Annotated in this window: 14 protein-coding genes and 1 tRNA gene; 6 read left to right on the top strand and 9 right to left on the bottom strand. The window is 41.6% G+C overall.

The genetic code is table 11. From position 1 onward, the window contains the following. Positions 1-557 precede the first annotated feature (557 nt). From AAEY98_RS13550 to folB, 4 genes are all read right to left on the bottom strand, one after another. Entirely contained in the window at positions 558-1,406 is an 849-nt protein-coding gene (locus AAEY98_RS13550) for a putative RNA methyltransferase (RefSeq protein ID WP_101088827.1), read from the bottom strand. Positions 1,407-1,511: 105 nt separating this feature from the next. Further along, positions 1,512-2,312 (bottom strand): undecaprenyl-diphosphate phosphatase, encoded by an 801-nt coding sequence (locus tag AAEY98_RS13545; protein ID WP_101088826.1) that lies wholly within the window; start codon positions 2,310-2,312, stop codon positions 1,512-1,514. 34 nt (positions 2,313-2,346) lie between these two features. Further along, positions 2,347-2,862, bottom strand: coding sequence for a 2-amino-4-hydroxy-6-hydroxymethyldihydropteridine diphosphokinase (gene folK / locus AAEY98_RS13540; protein WP_162023710.1), 516 nt, complete (start codon positions 2,860-2,862; stop codon positions 2,347-2,349). 37 nt (positions 2,863-2,899) lie between these two features. Further along, a complete protein-coding gene (gene folB, locus AAEY98_RS13535; protein ID WP_101088824.1) occupies positions 2,900-3,253 on the bottom strand; it encodes a dihydroneopterin aldolase in 354 nt (117 codons plus the stop codon). A 278-nt stretch (positions 3,254-3,531) separates the two neighbouring features. On the opposite strand from folB, the gene plsY reads away from it, so the two are divergent. Then, a complete protein-coding gene (gene plsY, locus AAEY98_RS13530; protein WP_502959515.1) occupies positions 3,532-4,125 on the top strand; it encodes a glycerol-3-phosphate 1-O-acyltransferase PlsY in 594 nt (197 codons plus the stop codon). 75 nt (positions 4,126-4,200) lie between these two features. On the opposite strand, the gene tsaD is transcribed toward plsY, so the two are convergent. Beyond that, complete coding sequence (tsaD, locus tag AAEY98_RS13525; RefSeq protein WP_351017539.1) at positions 4,201-5,217, bottom strand: tRNA (adenosine(37)-N6)-threonylcarbamoyltransferase complex transferase subunit TsaD; 1,017 nt, start codon at positions 5,215-5,217, stop codon at positions 4,201-4,203. A 694-nt stretch (positions 5,218-5,911) separates the two neighbouring features. Here tsaD and rpsU point away from each other — a divergent pair. The 5 genes from rpsU (at position 5,912) to AAEY98_RS13500 (ending at position 10,642) form a co-directional block, all read left to right on the top strand. Beyond that, on the top strand, positions 5,912-6,127 hold the full coding sequence (rpsU, locus tag AAEY98_RS13520; protein ID WP_006080725.1) for a 30S ribosomal protein S21: 216 nt from the start codon (positions 5,912-5,914) through the stop codon (positions 6,125-6,127). Positions 6,128-6,134: 7 nt separating this feature from the next. Beyond that, positions 6,135-6,578: a GatB/YqeY domain-containing protein gene (locus AAEY98_RS13515; protein ID WP_011638441.1), complete on the top strand. Its 444-nt coding sequence runs from the start codon at positions 6,135-6,137 to the stop codon at positions 6,576-6,578. 89 nt (positions 6,579-6,667) lie between these two features. Continuing rightward, positions 6,668-8,395, top strand: coding sequence for a DNA primase (gene dnaG, locus AAEY98_RS13510; RefSeq protein WP_351017536.1), 1,728 nt, complete (start codon positions 6,668-6,670; stop codon positions 8,393-8,395). Between the two features lie 150 nt (positions 8,396-8,545). Next, positions 8,546-10,381 carry an RNA polymerase sigma factor RpoD gene (gene rpoD / locus AAEY98_RS13505; RefSeq protein WP_101088819.1) on the top strand — a complete coding sequence of 612 codons (1,836 nt, stop codon included), beginning with the start codon at positions 8,546-8,548 and terminating at the stop codon, positions 10,379-10,381. Between the two features lie 184 nt (positions 10,382-10,565). Then, positions 10,566-10,642: transfer RNA gene (locus AAEY98_RS13500), tRNA-Ile, on the top strand. Positions 10,643-10,934: 292 nt separating this feature from the next. On the opposite strand, the gene AAEY98_RS13495 is transcribed toward AAEY98_RS13500, so the two are convergent. The 4 genes from AAEY98_RS13495 to AAEY98_RS13480 form a co-directional block, all read right to left on the bottom strand. Next, positions 10,935-12,593 carry a sensor domain-containing diguanylate cyclase gene (locus tag AAEY98_RS13495; RefSeq protein ID WP_351017533.1) on the bottom strand — a complete coding sequence of 553 codons (1,659 nt, stop codon included), beginning with the start codon at positions 12,591-12,593 and terminating at the stop codon, positions 10,935-10,937. Between the two features lie 233 nt (positions 12,594-12,826). Beyond that, entirely contained in the window at positions 12,827-13,549 is a 723-nt protein-coding gene (locus AAEY98_RS13490; RefSeq protein WP_335692382.1) for a DUF599 domain-containing protein, read from the bottom strand. Positions 13,550-13,634: 85 nt separating this feature from the next. Beyond that, positions 13,635-14,294, bottom strand: a complete 660-nt coding sequence (locus AAEY98_RS13485) for an RluA family pseudouridine synthase (RefSeq protein WP_162023716.1) — start codon at positions 14,292-14,294, stop codon at positions 13,635-13,637. A 94-nt stretch (positions 14,295-14,388) separates the two neighbouring features. Then, positions 14,389-16,506 (bottom strand): methyl-accepting chemotaxis protein, encoded by a 2,118-nt coding sequence (locus tag AAEY98_RS13480; protein WP_182744203.1) that lies wholly within the window; start codon positions 16,504-16,506, stop codon positions 14,389-14,391. Between the last annotated feature and the right edge of the window lie 70 nt (positions 16,507-16,576).

The raw sequence follows: 16,576 nt of genomic DNA, 5'->3' as shown, positions 1-16,576 counted from the left end.
TCAAGCGGTATCAAGCGGTATCAAGCGGTATCAAGCGGTATCAAGCGGTATCAAGCGGTATCAAGCGGTATCAAGCGGTATCAAGCGAAAAATCTAAACACCTACAGCTTCTCCACACCAGCTTTTTCACTATTTAATCTATACATTGTTCAACCAGTTAATCTTTCTAAACAATCTCACAGATATCATCTGGATTGACCATTAACACAAAGTTCAATCCTAGCATTAGCTCTTATAGCATCTAGCAGCGAAGCGATCTAGCCCCTAGGCTTGTAAACGCTCTCACCGTTCGTTATCGCTTGTCATCACAGAATACCCGCAACCCTTCTTAGCTCTTATAGCATCTAGCCGCGAAGCGTCCTAGCCCTTAGGCTCTAACGCTCTCACCGCATTGTCGTCCTTATCGCTTGTCATCGATCGCAACCAATCTTACCTCTTATAGCATCTAGCCGCGAAGCGTCCTAGCTCTTAGGCTCTAACGCTCTCACCGCACTTTCATCTTATCGCTTGTTATCGCTTTCCATCAGCCTTCACGCTTGTTACCTATTTTGCCATTTTTATAAGCGTTTTTTGAGGGTTATAATCTGCCAGTCAAACTCTAGTTCACTAATTGCAGTAGATTTAACTTGATGCTTTAGCTGATCATTAGCACGCCAACCAAATACCGACATATCAAGCAATGTTAATGCCTGCTCACCGGTAACTGACTGAGTAAAAACCACTTGTTGCTGGGCATCAATTTCCACATCATTGGGTAAATTTAACTGCAGCGGCTTTTCGACTAAGTCTGGATAAACTTGTTGTTTAATTTGCCATAAATGCCTAATACCAGGCTGCAACAATACAATTCGACCGTCATCTTTTAAAATCCGAATGCATTCTTTCCCTTTTAACGGTGAATCAAGAACCGTCACAATATCGACTGATTGCGAGGCAAAGGGCAATTTCTTTAACGCCAACAACAATAAATTCGCTGGTGTTTCAGATTTTGCCGCGGCAAAGATAGCATTTTCAGCATCGGTAATGCCCCAATGCTGACACGATACATTGGCTTCCACTAACGCAGGCACAAGCTGACGTAAATAATAACCATCAGCACATTGGTAATCGATATGCTGTAATTGTGTGTCACCATTAGAGGTAGAGGCACATAAGTCCAGCAATACTGTTTGAAGTTGTTTAATTAACGGTGCAAACAAGCCTGTTTCTAATAAAAAATGTCGCCCGCGCATTTGTTGGCGAGACTCCACTTGCGGCTTACTCTTGCCCTTTACGTTGCTCAGCAGTGGCCAGTAACCATTAGGGTGTTTATCAAAATGATGTTTGTTGTCGCAATAAAATCCCGCTGAAGCTTGATGTTGATTTAGTGGAGCTGAACACACTGGACATAATAAAGATAAAGTCATAATTACACTGATAGTTAATTGAAAGACGGTAAAACAAACGGGTAGAAATACCTAGTGTGGTAAGCCTACCCGCTATGCAAATAAAAAGTCGCTTAAATGCTTATATTAAAGATAGAGCAATCCAAGCAATAACGCACCAAGAGCAAGGCGATATAATACAAACGGCGTCATGCCTATTTTGCTAATAAATTTTAAAAAGAAATGAATACATAAATACGCAGCAACAAATGATACAACAATCCCTAAACCAAGCGCTTGGTAATCGATAGGTGCAGGACTACTGACTAAGTCTTTGGTCACCAGTAACGCGGCACCAAAGCTAACAGGAACAGACATAAGGAATGAAAAGCGAGCCGCGGCTTCACGGGTTAGCCCTAACATCAGTGCTGCTGTCATCGTGGCGCCAGAGCGCGACGTGCCAGGTATTAATGCCATAGCCTGTGCTAAACCGATAAGCAAAGCCTTTTTCCAACCCATTTGAAATTCAGTTAACTGTGCTTTTGACATTCTATCTGCCGCCCACAACAGCAAACCAAAAACAATCGTAGTTATTGCAATCACTAAAGTATTTCTGAAATGGGTTTCAATAAAGTCTTTGGCAGTAAATCCGACAATAACAGCAGGAATAGTCGCTAAAATAATCCACCAAGCGAGTTTACTTTCTTGAGTTTGTTGCTTACTAGCTAAACTGGTAAACCAAGCTTTTGCCAGTACAACAATCTCATGGCGAAAATAAATGACCACGGCAAATAAAGAGCCTGTATTAACTGCTACATCAAATGATAAACCTTGATCTGCCCAACCTAATATTTGTGATGGTAAAATTAAATGTGCCGAGCTAGAAATAGGCAAAAACTCCGTAAGCCCTTGGATTAATGCCAGCAGAATAACTTGAAACGTTTCCATATTTGTCCTTGTTAGAGATTAACTTATCGATTAGTTATAACGTGTTAATGGGTAATAGTTCTGGTGGGAACTCAAATACAATAGGCCACAATTGTTGACACTGTTTGTCATAATTCTGCCAAAGTGTTTGATAGCTTTGTAACGTCACCGGATGAGACAGATTAGGGACTAATTCTGCCAAAGGCCACAATACAAACGCATTAAACAAAATTTCGCCACGAGGCAATTCAACGGGGATGTCACAAATAACATCGTCATACAGCAATAAGTCAATATCAAGGCTCCTCGGGCTGAATTTTTTCTCACCTCGAATACGGCCATTGTCTTGTTCAATTTGCTTAAATGTCGCCACAACCTGTGCAATTGATAAATCGGTATCAGCCGCAGCCACCATATTTAAAAAATTAGTGCCTTTAAACCCTACCGATTCACTCTCAAAAACCCGTGATAATTGTAATGGGCCAAAATATTGTTGTAAATCAACCAAACCGGCTTTCAGGTGTTTCTCTGGCGAAATATTAGTGCCCAAACTTATGTAAATACGTGCCATTGACTGACCTAATGCTAAACAGTAAAAAAAATAACAGTTAAATGCTACCGCGTTCGATCTCGACACCGACAGAAACAGCATGAGGTATTGCACCTGGCTTCATCACAACCACTTTAACCCAAGGCACATTAAATTCGTTTTGCAAACAATGCGCAATCATTTCAGCAACAGTTTCAATCAGCTCTATCGGATTCTCAGTAATCAATGCCGTTAAACGATTTGATACCGTTTCATAACACAATGCATTTTCGTAACTATCACTAGCGGCCGCAAGACGATTATCCCATGCCATATCTAAATCGATAAGCAATGTTTGATGAAGTTTTTTTTCCCACTCATAGATACCAATAATGGTCTCTATCGCTAACTGGCGAATGAGTACTTTATCCATATAAATTCCTACCTTAACCGATGTAAAAAGACGTTAAGTTCATCCTAATCAAACTTTATTACCGATTATATGCCTAATATGCACATTTAAGCTTTTTCCTAATGAATTAAAGCAGTAGGATAGGCGCTGTTGTTCAATTAACATCAATTAAATGGTTAATGTTAACGCGAAGACAGCTTCAGTGGATACTAAAATGACTTGTCTTACAAATGAATGCGCGATGATACCCTAAGAAGAGTAAGGAAACCAATTTGAACGCCGTTACAGTCACCATTTTGATGATCATTACCGCCTACCTAGCGGGTTCGATCTCAAGTGCCGTACTGGTTTGTAAATTAAGAGGTTTACCTGATCCAAGAACCAGCGGCTCCGGCAATCCCGGTGCCACTAATGTGCTTCGCATTGGTGGCGTCAGTTCTGCAGCGCTTGTGTTATTTTTTGACATGCTCAAAGGCGCCCTGCCTTCTTATCTGGGCTATAAAATGGGACTTGATGCAGCATCATTAGGTTTTATCGCTGTCAGCGCCTGCCTAGGGCATATATTCCCAATATTTTTTGGCTTTAAAGGCGGAAAAGGTGTTGCAACGGCCTTTGGTGCAATGGCCCCCATTGGAGGTGATTTAGCGCTATGCCTCATCCTCACTTGGATTGTGTTTTTACTATTAACGCGTTATTCCTCTGTAGCCGCTATGGCAACCGCAACTTTAGCGCCCTTTTTTACTTGGTGGTTAGACGAACGTTTTATTCTGCCTGTTGCGATGCTATCAACCCTTATTTTAATCCGCCACAAAGACAATATTGGCCGTTTGCGCCATGGCGAAGAAAGTAAGGTCACACGAAAAAAATCCATAAAAAAACCCAACACCAAATAGTATTAGGTTTTCTTGGCGGCTTGAAAGTAAATCATTACTTTTAAGTTTACCGACTCAAACACGCTAACTCATCAATTAGTCTACTGCAGGCAGCGTATCCAAAGGCCATCTAGGCTGACCTTTAACCTCAAGCCCCTCTATATGCCCTGCACGTAAACGCTGTAATCCAGCGTAAGCAATCATGGCACCATTGTCAGTACAAAACTCCCCACGAGGATAATACACTTGACCGCCTAACTTGGTCATCATCTCTGCCAATGTCTCACGTAAGCGAGTATTAGCACTTACACCACCGGCAATCACCAAACGTGTATAACCTGTTTGCTTCAAGGCTCGTTTACATTTTATCGCAAGGGTATCAACAACTGCTTCTTCAAATGCACGGGCAATATTGGCACGAGTCTGTTCATCATTTGGTTCTGCAGCAATCGTATTTGCGGTAAATGTTTTCAATCCAGAAAAACTAAAATCTAAACCTGGCCTGTCCGTCATTGGACGTGGAAACTTATACCCCACAGGCAAGCCTTTCTGGGCTAGTTTGGCTAAACGAGGGCCGCCAGGATAATCTAATCCCATGAGCTTGGCTGTCTTATCAAACGCTTCGCCTGCAGCATCATCGACAGATTCACCTAACACTTGATATCGTCCAATGCCTTCAACTTGCACTAACATTGAATGGCCGCCAGACACTAACAAGGCTAAAAAAGGAAATTCAGGCGCATTTTCTTCCAGCATGGGTGCCAATAAATGTCCTTCCATATGATGCACACCGATCGCCGGTTTATTCCATGCATACGCTAAAGAGCGTCCCACACAAGCGCCAACAAGTAATGCACCAATTAGCCCAGGACCTTTGGTATAAGCAACACCGTCGATATTATCTAGGCTTGAATTAGCCTCTGATAAAGCCTGCTTAATCAATGGCACAATTTTGCGAACATGATCACGAGAGGCAAGCTCAGGCACAACACCACCATAATCGGCGTGCAATTTAACTTGGCTGTATAGCACATGCGACAATAAGCCTAATTTATCGTCATACACTGCAACCCCAGTCTCGTCACAGGATGTCTCAATACCAATAACCCGCATAATCTCTCGTCTTCATTAAAAATAAGGCCGCCAATTCTACCCGTCTCAGCGTAAATACTCCAATGTTTAACGATTAAATACCTATCCTTCTAAGTAAGCTTATAAGTAAGAGATCAACTCAAGACTCTGAACCAGCGAAACATAGATAACAAACCGATTTTAAACAGTCACAATTGGTGTTAAATACACTTACCAAGGGGCAACCATGATATTGTCCATGCGCGTTACCTAACAAAACAGGCACTGCAGTACAACTAGCGACTCAAACGAATAGACATATAACGGCTACTTTTTCCTAAATAACCTGAACTTAAGATAACAAATTCCTCCCAAACAGCCCTTTGCCTTGCTAACGTCGAGATTCTTTACACAAGAAGACTTGCAATAAGCCCAATATTGACGCGTCATTTCGCCTTGTTAGTAAAAAATGACAAGTTTGATAGAGGTTAATTACTAAAATTATGATATTTATAATTATATTCTCAACTCTATATACCGAGTTCAGGTTAAATATTAAAAAAATGAAACAGTGGGCTATTTCCCCGAAGAGAAAATCAATCAGGGGTTTACAAATGGTCGCCGCTCGGTGTAAAATTCCGCACCATTTTAAATAGCCTTTGGTTTGAGTGAAGTCACTAAAAATGTTTAGTCGATTTAATCATCCAACATAACTACACCTAAGGGGTGATGGCGTATGCCAATTATTAAAGTACGTGAAAACGAACCATTCGACGTAGCTCTTCGTCGTTTCAAGCGCTCTTGTGAAAAAGCTGGTATTTTAGCTGACGTGCGTGCTCGTGAATTTTACGAGAAGCCAACTACTGCCCGTAAGCGTGCAAAAGCAGCTGCAGTTAAGCGTCTAGCTAAGAAGCTTTCTCGCGAAAACGCACGTCGCGTACGTTTATATTAATCTCATTATGAACTTAACCGATCAGCTAAAAGACCAAATGAAAGATGCCATGCGCGCTAAAGATAAAGTGCGCTTAGGAACAATTCGTATGGCACTTTCTGCCATCAAACAGATTGAAGTGGATACCCGCGAAACTCTGACTGATGAACAGACAATAGCTGTATTAACCAAAATGGTTAAACAACGCCGTGATTCGATTGCTCAATATGAAGCAGCGAATCGTCCGGAGTTGGCAGCCGTAGAAGCAGATGAAATTCGAGTTATCGAAAATTTTCTGCCTACACCGCTAACAGAAGATGAAGTAGCAGCGATTATCGATGCTACTATTATTGATGTTGGTGCTGCATCCATGGCGGATATGGGTAAAGTAATGGGAGCATTAAAAACTAAAGTTCAAGGCCGTGCAGATATGAGTGCTATTGGTACAATGATCCGCGCTAAATTGAAGTAATCAATTTTTAATGTTGAATAAGCCGTGCACTTGCACGGCTTGTTTGTTTACATCAGTTGATAAAGTAAATTCGAGAACAACAGCAATCAATGGCGATACCTCGTGATTTTATCAATGAGCTAATAGCTCGAATAGACATAGTCGATCTCATTGACCGTAAAGTGCCGTTGAAAAAAGCCGGTAAGAACCATTCGGCTTGTTGTCCTTTTCATAGCGAAAAATCACCCTCTTTTACCGTCAGCAGAGACAAACAGTTTTACCACTGTTTTGGTTGCGGTGCCCATGGCAATGCTATTGATTTTGTCATGGAATATGATCGCCTAGAATTTGTTGATGCCATTGAAGAACTTGCAGGTCAACTTGGTCTTGCCGTACCACGAGAGCAAGGCACAGGGAAAAGGCCAGATCAAGGATTAAGTCGAGACTTATACGAACTGATGGAAGAAGCTAACCTCTTCTATCAAAGCCAACTTAGGCAGCATACAGACAAACAAAAAGTTGTCGATTATCTTGAATTTCGCGGATTATCGAGTGACGTTGTTGAGCAGTTCGGCATTGGGTTTGCACCCGATGGTTGGGATGGTTTACTGGGTCGTTACAGGCAAAATTTGCCCGCACAAGATAAATTACTGACCGCAGGCATGTTAATTGCCAATGATAGCGGTAAACGCTATGACCGTTTTCGCGACAGATTAATGTTCCCAATACGCGATCGTCGTGGTCGTGTGGTTGGATTTGGAGGAAGAGTTTTGGGTGACGGCACCCCAAAGTACTTGAATTCTCCAGAAACGCCCATATTTCATAAGGGTAATGAGCTTTATGGTTTATATGAGCTAAAGCAAAAACACCGTGACCCACAACATGTGTTAATTGTTGAAGGGTATATGGATGTCGTCGCACTCGCCCAATTTGGGATTGATTATGCGGTTGCATCGTTAGGTACATCGACTACAGCTGAACAATTTCAGCTTTTAGTGCGTAGTGCAAAACAAGTGGTCTGTTGTTATGACGGTGACCGCGCAGGCCGCGAAGCAGCTTGGCGTGCACTAGAAACAGCGCTACCACTGTTAAAACCGGGTGATCAAGTCAAGTTTATGTTTCTACCGCAAGGTGAAGACCCTGACACTATGGTCCGCAAAATTGGCAAAGAAGCATTCGAAGCATTAATGCAAAAAGCCATGTTACTGCCCGAGTTTTTGTTTGACACATTAAGTGCTAACCACAGTACCGATAAAGGGGCATTAGCCAAGCAAGCCATTGCGCTAATCGAAAAGGTACAAGATACCGTCCTACAGAATTTACTGTTAGAAAATTTAGCACACAAATTAGGCATGAACAGTAGCGAAGATTTAAAGAAAAAATTAGGTTTTACTGTAAAACAGCCAAAACCGTTAAATGCGAAAGGCTTACAAGGTCGTGGTACGCCATTAAGATTGGCCATTGCCCTACTGGTCCAAAACCCAAGTTTAGGCTTTGGTTTGGCAAAACAGCCTGCACTAGATCGATTACAGATGACCGGCATAGAATTGCTCAATCATTTGTTAGATATAACTCGAGAGCAAACGTTAAACAGCGCACAACTACTTGAAATGCATAGAGAGCATAATCAAAAGAGCACTCTAATAAAGCTAGCCCAATGGGAACATCAAGTGGCGGATGAAAACGTATTGCCAGAGTTTAAGCAAACCCTGATTTGGTTAAACAACCAATATATTGAACAACGATATCAGGAATTAAGCCTAAAACAGGCTTTAACGAAAGTTGAAAAAATGCAGCTAACAAAGCTGATTTCTATAATGAAAGGCATAGCGAAGTAATACGCAATTTATTCGTGAAGAATATGCGTACAAACATTGCCATGGACTAGCTAAGGTTAGTCCACACAGCTATAATTGACGATTTGCGCGCCACTTAGCACAGCTAACTGGCCTATCGTTTTATCAGTTACCCAAAATTGGATGATATCTATGGATCACACTCCGCAGTCGCAACTCAAACTGTTGCTCGCTAAAGGTAAAGAGCAAGGTTACTTAACCTATGCAGAAGTGAACGACCACTTACCTGCAGACATGGTCGATTCCGATCAGATTGAAGATATTATCCAGATGATAAATGACATGGGTATCCGCGTTTTTGAAGAAGCGCCAGATGCCGATGACATGATGATGTCGGAAGACAACACAGACGAAGATGCTGCAGAAGAAGCAGCGGCAGCTCTCGCAACCGTAGAAAGTGAGTTAGGCCGAACCACAGACCCTGTCCGCATGTATATGCGCGAAATGGGCACGGTAGAGCTACTTACTCGCGAAGGCGAAATTGTTATTGCTAAACGTATCGAAGAAGGTATCAACACAGTACAGAGTTCTGTCAGTGAGTACCCTCAAGCGATCGCAATGATCTTAGAGCAATTCGATAAGTATGAAGCTGAAGAATTGCGCTTGTCTGATATTATCTCTGGATTTATCAATCCTGACGACGATGACGTCGCACCAACTGCCACCAATGTTGGTTCAGAATTAGCTGACTCTAAAAATGACGATGACGACGATGACGACGATGACGACGATGAGGAAGAGGAAGAAGGCAACAAAGGGCCAGACCCTGAAGAAGCCAAAGAAAAATTCACTCAACTCAGAGAAGCCTACGAAAAAAGCTTAGGAATTATTGCCGAAAAAGGCCGTGACCACCCTGAAGCGATTGGCTCATTATTTGTTATTGGCGAATTATTCAAAGAATTCCGTTTAGTACCTAAACAGTTTGACCGTTTAGTGAAAAGCATGCGCAACATGATGGACCGCGTACGAATTCAAGAACGTCTAGTCATTAAGCTTTGTGTTGAACACGCTAAGATGCCAAAGAAAAACTTTATTAAGGCTTTCACTGGTAACGAAACAAACTTAGATTGGTTTAACAAAGAAAAAGAAAGCACTAAGCCTTACGCTGAAGGTTTGCGTATGATCACCGATGACGTAACGCGTTGTGTGACCAAGCTAGGTGCTATTGAAGTTGAAACAGATTTAACCATCGCAGGCATTAAAGACATTAACCGTCGTATGTCTATCGGTGAAGCGAAAGCTCGTCGTGCGAAAAAAGAAATGGTTGAAGCTAACTTACGTTTGGTTATTTCTATTGCCAAAAAGTACACCAACCGTGGTTTACAGTTCTTGGATTTAATCCAAGAAGGTAACATTGGTTTGATGAAAGCAGTAGATAAGTTTGAATACCGCCGTGGTTACAAGTTCTCAACTTATGCAACGTGGTGGATCCGTCAGGCAATCACTCGTTCAATCGCCGACCAAGCACGTACGATCCGTATTCCAGTACACATGATCGAAACGATTAACAAGCTGAACCGTATTTCTCGTCAAATGCTTCAAGAAATGGGCCGTGAGCCGTCTCCTGAAGAATTGGCAGAACGTATGATGATGCCTGAAGATAAGATTCGTAAGGTGCTGAAAATCGCTAAAGAGCCAATCTCAATGGAAACCCCAATCGGTGACGATGAAGATTCGCATTTAGGTGATTTTATCGAGGATACTACCCTCGAGCTACCACTTGACTCAGCAACTAGCGAAAGTCTAAAGAACGCCACACACGAAGTGTTAGCAGGCCTAACAGCCCGTGAAGCAAAAGTACTGCGTATGCGTTTTGGTATCGATATGAATACTGACCACACGTTAGAAGAAGTGGGTAAGCAATTTGATGTTACACGTGAACGTATTCGTCAAATTGAAGCTAAAGCGTTACGTAAATTACGTCACCCTTCTCGCTCAGAAATCTTAAAGTCGTTCTTAGACGAATAAGCTCACTGAAAAAATAGTATAAAAACCTGCTTCGGCAGGTTTTTTTATGTCCAAAAACGCAATAATTGCTTAACAGATAACCAATTGAAACAAGATAAGTAAATACAACTAAAAACACGGGTGACAAGTGCCAACAAACTTCGTATACTTTCCCCGCTTTCGATAGTGACGACTATCTTAAGTCGGCCCCTTAGCTCAGTTGGTTAGAGCATACGACTCATAATCGTCAGGTCCCCAGTTCGAGTCTGGGAGGGGCCACCAATTCTGATAAGCCGTAGTAGGTTAATACCTACTACGGCTTTTTCATATCTGGCGTTCTGTGTTGTAGCAAATGTGTAGCAGATACTTAAATAAAAGTCAGTAATTGAAGGAATTTGAATCCGCTTGCCATTTTGATAGTTATGCAAATCACCAACCATCAAATAACTCCACGATAAGCGCTTATAACGCTCTTGAACAATCTGCGTGATGCATTAGAGGATAGCCAATCGGCTTAAGTAAAAACCAAGGTAACTAATTTAAGCTTCGCTATCGTATATGCCTCAGCTTCTTTCTAGCCAATAATGTCATCTACTACTATCTTGTTTCGACCCGAACCTTTGGCTTGGTACAAAGCGCTATCAGCTCGTTGGAACCACTCTTTAAAAGGCTCTTCAATACGCAGAGTTGCCATGCCGGCACTAAAGGTTAACTTGTCAATTGGCGCAAAGTCCATCTGTGAGATTTTTTGCCGTAGCGCTTCAATATGTTTAAAGACCATAGCCGAGGTCGCTTCTGGTATTAAAATCACAAACTCTTCTCCTCCCCAGCGACAGATGAGATTTTCTTTGCGCATATTTACAGACAATTGTTCCGCAAAACGGCACAAAATATCATCACCAACATTGTGGCCAAACTCATCATTAATCTTTTTGAAATAATCTATGTCTAATATGACTAGAGTAACAGGAAAATGATGTCGCTTAGCGCGGGAGATCTCTTTATCAACCAGAGCGCTAAAAGCTCGACGATTATAAAGCAAGGTTAACGGGTCTTTAGAGGCAAGCTGTTCAAGCTTTTCATTTTGCTGATTAAGCAGTAAGTTTTTGTCGGTTATTTCTTGGGTTCGATGATTGACCATTTGTTCTAAATGGATAGTGTGTAAATGTATTTTTTGAAGACTATCGTGGAAAGCTTTAGACAGTTGACCTATTTCATCATCTGAATCGATTATTTTTAGATAACTTTTTTTATCTTTAACAGAGGCTTTTACATCTTTGGTTAGTTGCACGATTGGTTTTGTTATTCTATTGGATAGTTCACTGATGAGTAATAAAAATATCACCATCAAAATGATCGAAGTGACTAAAACGTCGTACATAATTGTATATATAGCGTGAAAAATTTCAGACTCTTTAGTTGTGACAAACAAGGTCCAGCCAGGCAGATAATCCACTTTTGAAAATGTGACTATTTTCGATTCATTTAATTTGGCATCCCTATAACGACCGTAGCCATCATTTTGTAATTTAGTTTGTCGGACTATTTTATAAAATCCTGGATAATCAGCACTTTCTGTCATTGAAAGTTTATTCTTCATTATAAAACTTTTATTCGGATGAGAAACCATTAAGCCATTCGAGTCAGTTAACCAAGCGTAACTCTCTTTTGCGAGCTTAATTTCTGCTAATTTAGCGGAGATGATGGTGAGAGGCACCGCCACTGCAAGTGTTCCTATCCAGTTATTTTGCGTGTCTAAAATAGGTACTCCCACCATGATAACGGGGGCCTTTTCAAACCGAGTGATTACTGGCGTGCTAATATTATATTCTTTGCCCACCCATTGTTCAGCACGTATAAATGAAGAATGAGTGACTTTATTTGTATTACCTAACACATCAGTTAAATTTAAATTTTTGTCTACATAAATAGCATTAATGAAATTACCACGCCCCATTGTCATCAGCCTTTGCAGCTGTCGAGCGATAGTCGCTTTATCACCTAGCTTTGTCTTTGGGTTATTGCTGAGCATTTTTAACATAACCACATATCGAGCAAACTCTTGGCTGAGGAGGTTTGCGTGCATTTTCGAAATTTTGGTAGAGTTTTCTAATGCTAAATCCAGTACACGATGACGCTCATTGATAAATATAGTGATTAAAAGCACAGACGTGAAAGCTATCATGACTAAAGAAAAGATAGTGATAACCTTGGCTTTTATACTATGAAACATATCCCCCCTGAAAACGCTTGCTTAACACACTAAAATATATAAATCACAAAAATTAGATGACACTTAATGGTATAGATTGGTGGTTAGCATTATGTCGTACTGATGCAATACCATTAAATCATGATTGCATAGACTTTGAATTGAACACATAAACTCACTCAAATCATCTTGCATTAAGTCATGTTATTACGCCATATCCGTTAATGTTAGCAAACAATGCATGTTTTTTGGGGTTAATCTCGACCAATATAAGCTGGATTCTTTTCTAAATAGGCCTGTGCTGCAGTGATAGCAACCACGGCTTTAGAATTAAATTCACGTTGGTACAAGGTATATACCACAAATAAACTGGCTAAAATGAACATTCCTGGATGCATAAACCAGCACAGCGCCGCCATAGAGTAGTAATAAGAACGTAAACCATAGTTATATGAATGCGCCGCTTGATCTTGTACCACGGCCATTTGCCTTGCATAGCCCAATGCATTTTTATCGCTACCGGTTTTATCTAATGGTGCAGCGCCAATCATAATATTCACAAAACCATATTGACGCATTGACCAGGTAAATTGGAAAAATGCTAGCACGAAAATCCCAGCTAAAAGAGCCAGTTTGATCTGTACTAGCGCGTGATTAGGCGACGAGGTGAAGGGAATAGAACCAATCACGGTTTCAAGCTTTTCAACCTGCGAAAATAACGTCAACACACCCGCCAGGATCAGTAAAGTTGTTGAAGCAAAGAAGGCAATATTGCGTTCTAAATTAGCCAATAATGCCGCTTCCGCTACGCGTATCTCTTTGGCTATCACCTGCGACATCCAATGAATACGTTGCTGATGCATTACTCGTGCAATGCAATTAGAGGTTTTGGCTTTACGACGGGCAAAACCGGTATACCCTATCCAACTAACTAAAAATACAATTAAAGCCAGCGAATCTAACCATGAAATCACCATGCTGATTAACCTATGTAAGAATAAATAATAGATTGATTATGCATCAGTTTTCACCATGCTGACATTAGTTTGTTGCTAGAAGTGGTTAAAATGGGCTTGGGCAAACAAAATCAATCCGTTGTTCTGTTACTGGATGAGTGAACGATAATGAAGTGGCATGCAACATTAATCGGTCCGACATCGCTCGCGAATAGTCATTACCATATAAGTCACAACCTAAAATAGGATGGCCTATTTGCTGGCTGTGTATGCGTAGCTGATGAGTTCGACCGGTAATAGGGGTAAAGGTGACCCGTGTTGACAGCCCTTGTTGATGGCGTTCAATTACTTGATATTGACTGTGAGCGGGTTTACCAGTTTGCTGACAAATTTTCATAAATGGGAAATTATCGCTATCTTTGGCGATCGGTAATTCAATATCACCATGTTGCTCAACCAAATCACCATATAACACTGCGGTGTAGGTTTTTGTGACAGTGCGTAGCTGAAATTGTTTAGTTAATAATCCATTAATCTCTTTGTTTAGCGCCACTAACATAATACCTGACGTACCGAAATCGAGACGGTGAACTAACGTAGCCGTTGGATAATCTTGCACTAAACGATGATGTACTGAATCCTTGTTTAATGGATTCTTCCCCGAGAGACTTAATAATCCCGTCGGTTTATTGATCAACAACAAATGTTCATCTTGGTATAAAACCTCAATGTTGCCATCGCAGGGTGGAGCAATAAATTCAGCCATAATATCTTAGTGGTAACTATCTAAGCGGGGATAATAATAGAAAAGGTGGCTTGTAAGCCACCTTTCATACTGCTCACGCTAGGTTAAAGCAGGGTTAAGTTCGTAATCGTCCCAATTGCTGATGCTGCTGCTGAACTAAATCAGCTAGGCTGTCACTGCTCTGCTGAGCACTGTCAGCCAGCTGTGATAACTCAGCAGCCGAGTCTGAAATGCCAGTAATGTTACGATTGACCTCTTCGGTTACCGCACTCTGCTCTTCAGCTGCGGTAGCGATGTGGGTCACTTGACCTGACACTTGGTTAATTTGTTCAACGATGGCATTCAGCGATTGTAATGCTAGCTGAGTTTGCTCAACCGCTTTTTGTGCGCCTTGGGCACCTTTATCAATAATGCTCGAGGCATTTTTAACTTCTTTTTGTAACGACTCAATTAAGGTACTAATTTCATTAGTCGACGTTTGAGTTCGAGACGCAAGGGTTCTGACTTCATCAGCAACAACAGCAAAGCCTCGGCCTTGTTCCCCCGCTCTGGCAGCCTCAATAGCCGCATTTAACGCTAATAGGTTAGTCTGCTCTGCAATGGAACTGATCACCTCTAAAATACGGCTAATATTGGCGCTGCTTTGCGACACCATACCTACCGCTTGCTGAGCTTGTGCTGAATCACCCGAGACTCCCTCAACAAATACCATCGCTTGAGTTAATCGCGACTGACCGTCTTTCACATTAACCGTCATAGATTCGGTTTCCATTGCGGTTTGCTCAGAGGCTTTAGCCACTTCAAGCGCGGTGGCGCTCATTTGATTAACCGCTGTTACCACACTTTCAATTTCACCATATTGGCGATTAACACTTTCGCGTGTGTGCTTAGCAATGTCTGCCGATTTTATGCTTTCTTGTTGCGAACGGTCGGCAAGAATTTTGAGTTCGGAAATGAGATGGCGCAATTTCGCAATGAAGGCATTAATACCACTGCCTAATGCAATTAACTCCGCATGGGCATCGACTTCTATCGCTTGAGTTAAGTCGCCTTCGGCGCTGGCAAGGTTTTCGACGCGAGCTTGGATCATATTAAGCGGCGCAATAATGCTGCGAATAACCAAACTGATAATAAGCACCGCAATAACCGTGACAATAATACCGATGGTTAATAGCAAGCTGCCCAGAGACATCGCCATGTCATTCATGGCAGTATTCATATGATCTACCGCCATAAACGCTTGGGTTTTCGGCACTTCAATAATCAATGACCAAGTTGCATTCGCAATAGGGATGTTAATAGGATATGCCACGGCAATGGTGGTTGGTTCATTTACAAACCCCGATGAACTATTTAATGCCAACAGCTTTTTAGCTAATTCTGGCCCGACAGATTCACTAAAAGGTCGTGCAAATTTTTTATAATGGCTAGCAGCCACCACAAACCCTTTCTGGCTCACCAAGGTCACCTTAGCTTGTCCACCATACAAACTTTTAGATAATTGCATAATCATGGTTTGAAATATCGGCAAGTTGATGTCCACGCCAACGAGACCTTTAAATTGGTTATCCACTATAACGGGCACGGTTAACGAGGTCATGAGTGCAGTATTGCCTGGAGTGATTTCGTACAAATATGGTTCCATTAAGCACGGCTTTTTACTGTCTTTGGCACACAAGTACCACTCAGCCTCGCGAACGCCAAACTCATTTAACGTGGTAACGTATTTTTCAGCCGCTTCATCAACTTGATTCTGCTCTACTGTGCCGTCATCATTGCGGGTGTAGTAAATTTCTAATGTGCCCGCATTCGGTACACTGTGGCTTTCACCTTGAAGATAACTGTCATCGAGACCATCATAGCCATTAGGTTCAAATTGCGCATACATCGATGATATGATGTTATTTTTCTGCAATATTGCCGCAAGCGATAACTCCACCCGCTCACGACTTAAAGGATCTTTTTTTGAGGTTTGTTCCAGTAAGCCTGCAAACGAAAAGGGAACCCGATAAGCTTCATTGATAAATCCAGCAATACGCTCACCATACTCACCCGCTCTTGCTGAGAGTTTGTCATTAATCTCTTGTTGTAACGCAACCTCAACCTCTGCGGCCAGACTGGTATTCTTATCTTTTAAGCCTAGCCATAAACTTAAAGAGAGTGTAATGACTGTGGCAACAAATAACGCCGAGGTGATCCATAACAACTTTGACTTAATGGATAATGCCTTCATTCAATTGAGCTCCCGCTTTAGTATTAATTTTCAGATACAATAAAGTGTAGTCAGCTTTAAAAATTAAGTA

It is taken from the genome of Shewanella sp. AC91-MNA-CIBAN-0169 (assembly GCF_040310165.1).
Classification (GTDB): Bacteria; Pseudomonadota; Gammaproteobacteria; order Enterobacterales; family Shewanellaceae; genus Shewanella.
This window is presented reverse-complemented; position numbering and strand designations above follow the sequence as displayed.

What these genes read in the sequence shown, in the direction of transcription:
- tsaD (WP_351017539.1), bottom strand. Translation starts at nt 5,217, where the DNA reads ATGCGGGTTATTGGTATTGAGACATCCTGTGACGAGACTGGGGTTGCA.
- plsY (WP_502959515.1), top strand. Translation starts at nt 3,532, where the DNA reads ATGATCATTACCGCCTACCTAGCGGGTTCGATCTCAAGTGCCGTACTG.
- AAEY98_RS13480 (WP_182744203.1), bottom strand. Translation starts at nt 16,506, where the DNA reads ATGAAGGCATTATCCATTAAGTCAAAGTTGTTATGGATCACCTCGGCG.
- AAEY98_RS13550 (WP_101088827.1), bottom strand. Translation starts at nt 1,406, where the DNA reads ATGACTTTATCTTTATTATGTCCAGTGTGTTCAGCTCCACTAAATCAA.
- AAEY98_RS13515 (WP_011638441.1), top strand. Translation starts at nt 6,135, where the DNA reads ATGAACTTAACCGATCAGCTAAAAGACCAAATGAAAGATGCCATGCGC.
- AAEY98_RS13485 (WP_162023716.1), bottom strand. Translation starts at nt 14,294, where the DNA reads ATGGCTGAATTTATTGCTCCACCCTGCGATGGCAACATTGAGGTTTTA.
- rpsU (WP_006080725.1), top strand. Translation starts at nt 5,912, where the DNA reads ATGCCAATTATTAAAGTACGTGAAAACGAACCATTCGACGTAGCTCTT.
- AAEY98_RS13495 (WP_351017533.1), bottom strand. Translation starts at nt 12,593, where the DNA reads ATGTTTCATAGTATAAAAGCCAAGGTTATCACTATCTTTTCTTTAGTC.
- dnaG (WP_351017536.1), top strand. Translation starts at nt 6,668, where the DNA reads ATGGCGATACCTCGTGATTTTATCAATGAGCTAATAGCTCGAATAGAC.
- rpoD (WP_101088819.1), top strand. Translation starts at nt 8,546, where the DNA reads ATGGATCACACTCCGCAGTCGCAACTCAAACTGTTGCTCGCTAAAGGT.
- folB (WP_101088824.1), bottom strand. Translation starts at nt 3,253, where the DNA reads ATGGATAAAGTACTCATTCGCCAGTTAGCGATAGAGACCATTATTGGT.
- AAEY98_RS13545 (WP_101088826.1), bottom strand. Translation starts at nt 2,312, where the DNA reads ATGGAAACGTTTCAAGTTATTCTGCTGGCATTAATCCAAGGGCTTACG.
- folK (WP_162023710.1), bottom strand. Translation starts at nt 2,862, where the DNA reads ATGGCACGTATTTACATAAGTTTGGGCACTAATATTTCGCCAGAGAAA.
- AAEY98_RS13490 (WP_335692382.1), bottom strand. Translation starts at nt 13,549, where the DNA reads ATGGTGATTTCATGGTTAGATTCGCTGGCTTTAATTGTATTTTTAGTT.